This window comes from Cereibacter changlensis JA139 (assembly GCF_003034985.1).
GTDB lineage: Bacteria > Pseudomonadota > Alphaproteobacteria > Rhodobacterales > Rhodobacteraceae > Cereibacter > Cereibacter changlensis.
The window spans coordinates 1-4,531 of record NZ_PZKG01000214.1 but is presented as its reverse complement, the minus strand read 5'-3'; the positions used below and the strand labels follow the sequence as shown (position 1 = coordinate 4,531).

The following is a 4,531-nucleotide window of genomic DNA, read 5'->3' as shown; positions in this document are numbered from 1 at the left end:
CGCCTGTCGTTCCACCTCGACCCATCTGGAGCATGCCGGCCTCGTGCAGTCGCGCCGCGAGGGGCGCTTCATCATCTACACCGCGGCCTATCCGGCGCTGGCCGGGCTGGTGGACTTCCTGATGCGGGAATGCTGCCAGGGCCACCCCGAACTCTGCGCCCCCGGCCTTTCCGGCGGGGACCCCGACCAACCGACCGACAGGAGCACCGCCCCGTGACCGCGCCCGCCCCGAGCCGCCGGCTCTCCTTCCTCGACCGCTACCTGACGCTGTGGATCTTCGCCGCCATGGCGCTCGGCATCCTGCTGGGCAGCGTCTTCGCCGGGCTGCCGGACCGGCTGGACGCGCTGTCGGTCGGCTCGACCAACATCCCGATCGCCATCGGGCTGATCCTGATGATGTACCCGCCGCTGGCCAAGGTGCGCTACGAGGAGCTGCCGCAGGTCTTCGCCGACAAGCGGGTGCTGATGCTGTCCCTGGTGCAGAACTGGATCATCGGCCCGGTGCTGATGTTCGCGCTGGCGGTGATCTTCCTGCGCGACCAGCCGGAATACATGACCGGGCTGATCCTGATCGGGCTGGCGCGCTGCATCGCCATGGTGCTGGTCTGGAACCAGCTGGCGCGGGGCGACAGCCAGTATGTGGCGGGACTGGTGGCCTTCAACTCGATCTTCCAGATCCTGTTCTTCTCCACCTATGCCTGGATCTTCCTGACCGTGCTGCCGCCGCTCTTCGGGCTGGAGGGCAGCGTGATCGACGTGGGATTCCGCACCGTCACCGAGGCGGTGCTGCTCTATCTCGGCCTGCCCTTCCTCGCCGGCTTCCTCACCCGGCGGCTGCTGATCGCCCGGCGCGGCGCGGAGTGGTACAGCGAGGTCTTCCTGCCGAAGATCAGCCCGATCACGCTTCTGGCGCTGCTGTTCACCATCGTCGCGATGTTCAGCCTGAAGGGCGGCGACGTGCTGCGCCTGCCGCTCGACGCCTTGCGGATCGCCATTCCGCTGACGCTCTACTTCGCCATCCAGTTCCTCGTCAGCTTCGCCATGGGCCGCTGGATCGCCAAGGATTATCCGCGCACCACCGCCATCGCCTTCACCGCAGCCGGCAACAATTTCGAGCTGGCCATCGCCGTGGCCATCGCCGCCTACGGCCTCGCCTCGCCGGTTGCCTTCGCCGCCGTCATCGGCCCGCTGGTGGAGGTGCCGGTGCTCATCCTGCTGGTGCAGGTGGCGCTGCGCCTCGGCGCGCGCTGGTTCCCCGGCGACGCCGCACTCAAGGAAACCGCATGATCCCCGACCTGCCGAACCTCGTTCCCGACGCGCTGCCGCTGCCGCACATCGACGGCCCGCCGCCGCGCATCCTGCTGCTCTACGGCTCCTTGCGCGGGCGCTCCTACAGCCGCTTCGCCACGCTGGAGGCCGAGCGCCTGTTGCAGCATCTGGGGTGCGAGACGCGGATCTTCCACGCCAACGGCCTGCCGCTGCCCGACGACGCCGAGGCCTCGCATCCCAAGGTGCAGGAGCTGCGCGAACTCTGCCTCTGGTCCGAGGGCCAGGTCTGGACCAGCCCGGAGCGGCACGGGGCGATGACCGGGGTGATGAAGTCGCAGATCGACTGGATCCCGCTGGCGCTGGGGGCGGTCCGCCCGACCCAGGGCCGGACGCTGGCGCTGATGCAGGTCTCCGGCGGGTCGCAGAGCTTCAACGCGCTGAACCAGATGCGCATCCTCGGCCGCTGGATGCGGATGCTGACCATCCCGAACCAGTCCTCGGTCGCCAAGGCCTATCAGGAGTTCGACGAGGCCGGGCGGATGCGTCCATCCAGCTATTACGACCGGATCGTCGACGTGATGGAGGAGCTGGTGAAGATCACCCTCTTGACCCGCGATGTCTCCGCCCACCTGACCGACCGCTACAGTGAGCGCAAGGAGGCGGCGGCGAAGCTGCAGGAGCGGCTGCAGATGAAGGACGCCATCGGATGAGCACGGCGCGACGCTGGCCGGTGATCTCCGCCCTGGGCGTGGTGGAGATCTTCGCCTGGGGCAGCAGCTACTACCTGATGGCGGTGCTGGCCGCGCCGATCGTTGCAGGCACCGGCTGGCCGCTGGCCTGGGTGGTCTCGGCCCTGTCCTTCGGCCTGGCCTGCGCCGGCCTCGCCTCGCCCCGGGTCGGCTTGGCCATCGCCCGCTTCGGCGGCCGCCCTGTGCTGGCCGCGGGTTGCGGCCTGCTGGCCGCGGGCCTCGCTCTCATCGCCGCCGCCCCTAGTCTCGCCGTGTTCTACGCCGGCTGGGGACTGATTGGCCTCGGGATGAGCGCCAGCCTCTATGACCCGGTGTTCTCGACCCTCGGCCGGCTCTACCGGCAGGACGCCCGCTCGGCGATCACCGTGCTGACGCTCTGGGGCGGCTTCGCCAGCACGGTCTGCTGGCCGCTGTCGAGCTGGCTGCTTGAAGCGTTCGGCTGGCGCGGCGCGGCGCTGACCTATGCCGCGATCCACCTGCTCGTTTCCGTCCCGCTGATCCTCGGCCTCGTGCCGAAGGAGGCCGAGGCGCCGCCGCCCCTCCGCGACCCCGGCGCGCGCCCGGTGCGGCTGGCGGGGCGCGAGCGGGCGGCCTTCGCGATCATGGCGGGGATCGTCGTCACCGCCGGGCTCGCCGTGACCATGATCTCGGTGCATCTGCTGACCCTGCTGCAGGCGCGGGGGTTAGGGCTATCCGAAGCGGTGGCCGTCGGCGCGCTGCTCGGCCCGGCGCAGGTCGCGGCGCGTCTGGTCGAGATGGCGGGCCGCGGCCGGCACCACCCGGCCTGGACCATGCTCTTCGCGACCGGCTGCGTCGCTTTGGGGCTCGCGCTGCTGGCGCTCGGCCTCGTACTGCCGGCGCTGGCCATCCTGTTCTACGGCGCGGGCAACGGCATCTTCTCCATCGCCCGGGGGGCGCTGCCGCTGGCGATCTTTGGCCCCGAGCGCTACCCTTCGCTGATGGGGAAGCTGGCCCGCCCCTCTCTGTTGGCGCAGGCGGCGGCGCCGATGATCGGCGGGGCGCTGATCGTCGGTCAGGGGCCCGCCGTGACCCTTGCGGTGATCGCGACGTTGGGGACGCTCAACCTCGGGTTGTCGGCGCTGCTGCTGGTGCTCGGCTGCCACCGCGCGGCGCTCGCCCCGGCCTGACACGAAGAAGTGAGGGCGCGGGCGGCGGGTATTGGCTATGATCGCTGGGCTCTTCGGCTCCCCGCCGATCCTGCGCAGCTACCCGCGCCCCTTTCTCGCCAAAGTGAGTTCCCGCCATGGATGTATCACAAGAGACCCTTGAGAACGTCGTCGCGGCGGAGGCGGATCACCGTATCGCGAACCACATGTCCATGCTGTCCAGCTATGTCCGGCTGAAGGTCGGCGAGCTGGCCTCGCTGCCGGAAGCCCCCGAGAAGACCAGCACCCTGCGGCTGGTCGAGAGCATCGGCGCCCAGATCGCCGCGGTGGCCGAGCTGCACCGCATGCTGACCCATCGCGGCCGCCTCCCCTCCGGCAACATCGGCGCGCAGCTCAAGCGCCTCTGCGACGCCTTCCGCGCCGGGCCGGCCTGCCGGGCCGATATCCTCTACGAGGGCGACCCGGACTGCCTGCTGCCGGTGCGCAAGGTGCTGCCGGTGTCGCAGATCGTCAGCGAGGCGGTAACGAATGCGCTGAAATACGGCTGCAAGGCCGGGCTCACCGGCAAGGTCACCGTCAGCTGCCGCAGGCAGCCCGAGGGCGGGCTGCTGATCACAGTCGCAGACAGCGGCGACGGGTTTGCGGAAGGCGGCGGGCCGCCGTCGCAGGGCATAGGCTTCCACCTGATGCAGGCGCTGGCCGCGCAGGTAGAAGGCGAGATCGGCTATGCCGCCTCGCCCGAGGGGCTGACCTTCAGCCTGCGGCTTCCCGACTGAGCCGCCGCCCTACCATTGATAGCCGATGCGCAGCGACCCGCTGAGGTCGCTGGAATTGCCGGAATACTCGCCGTTCACCGTGCCGTCGATATAGACCCCGTTACCCGCCGCCATGCCGACCGAGGCGGAGAGCAGCAGCGCGTCGCGGTCCCGCGTCGCGCCGCTGACCGGGAAGGAGACATCCGGGATGGTGAGGAAGGAGCGGTCCGACGCGTCGCCCTCTTCGAACTCATGCGCCCAGGCCGCGCGCAGCCCGAGCGTGGGCCGGTTCGAGGCGCCGGCGGGCCATTCGAAGGCCACCCCCAGCTCCGAGCGCAGCGAGCGCCGGGTCTCGGCCTCGTAGCGCAGCCCGAAGGTGTCGGCGCCGGAGCGCAGCGTCTCGGAATAGGCCGGAGTCTTGATCGACTGAGCCCGGAGCCCGGCGAAGGGGGTGAAGCGGCCGATGCGGTAGCCAGCCTCGACATGCGCGGCGACGCTGTCCGCCGTCGCCTCGCCGGTGAAGCGGTCCTCGCCGGCGACGGTGACGGTCCGATCAGTGCTGATGTCGCTGCGGCCGAAGGCCAGCGCGCCCTCGACATAGAAGGCCTCCATCGCCTTGCGGGCGCTCAGT

The 4,531-nt window shown here is 70.2% G+C and carries 5 protein-coding genes and 1 pseudogene; 5 read left to right on the top strand and 1 reads right to left on the bottom strand.

Going from position 1 to position 4,531, the window contains the following annotated elements:
* The 5 genes and pseudogenes from C5F48_RS21985 to C5F48_RS21965 form a co-directional block, all read left to right on the top strand.
* A pseudogene (locus tag C5F48_RS21985) lies at positions 1 to 217 on the top strand (ArsR/SmtB family transcription factor); the annotation flags it as partial.
* Complete coding sequence (gene arsB, locus C5F48_RS21980) at positions 214 to 1,287, top strand: ACR3 family arsenite efflux transporter (RefSeq protein WP_107665882.1); 1,074 nt, start codon at positions 214 to 216, stop codon at positions 1,285 to 1,287. The pseudogene C5F48_RS21985 and the gene arsB, both read left to right, overlap by 4 nt.
* Positions 1,287 to 1,979: an arsenical resistance protein ArsH gene (gene arsH, locus C5F48_RS21975; RefSeq protein ID WP_441302626.1), complete on the top strand. Its 693-nt coding sequence runs from the start codon at positions 1,287 to 1,289 to the stop codon at positions 1,977 to 1,979. Before arsB ends, arsH begins: the two co-directional genes overlap by 1 nt.
* Positions 1,976 to 3,166: an MFS transporter gene (locus C5F48_RS21970; RefSeq protein WP_107665880.1), complete on the top strand. Its 1,191-nt coding sequence runs from the start codon at positions 1,976 to 1,978 to the stop codon at positions 3,164 to 3,166. The genes arsH and C5F48_RS21970 overlap by 4 nt, the downstream gene beginning before the upstream one ends.
* A gap of 116 nt (positions 3,167 to 3,282) precedes the next feature.
* Positions 3,283 to 3,921, top strand: coding sequence for a sensor histidine kinase (locus tag C5F48_RS21965; protein ID WP_107665879.1), 639 nt, complete (start codon positions 3,283 to 3,285; stop codon positions 3,919 to 3,921).
* A gap of 9 nt (positions 3,922 to 3,930) precedes the next feature.
* Here the strand turns inward: C5F48_RS21965 and C5F48_RS21960 are convergent.
* A partial coding sequence (locus tag C5F48_RS21960; protein ID WP_146170702.1) for an autotransporter outer membrane beta-barrel domain-containing protein occupies positions 3,931 to 4,531 on the bottom strand: 601 nt, incomplete at its 5' end.

Bases quoted from the DNA above. Each gene is read 5' to 3' on its own strand.
- C5F48_RS21970 (WP_107665880.1), top strand. From the start codon at position 1,976: ATGAGCACGGCGCGACGCTGGCCGGTGATCTCCGCCCTGGGCGTGGTG.
- C5F48_RS21965 (WP_107665879.1), top strand. From the start codon at position 3,283: ATGGATGTATCACAAGAGACCCTTGAGAACGTCGTCGCGGCGGAGGCG.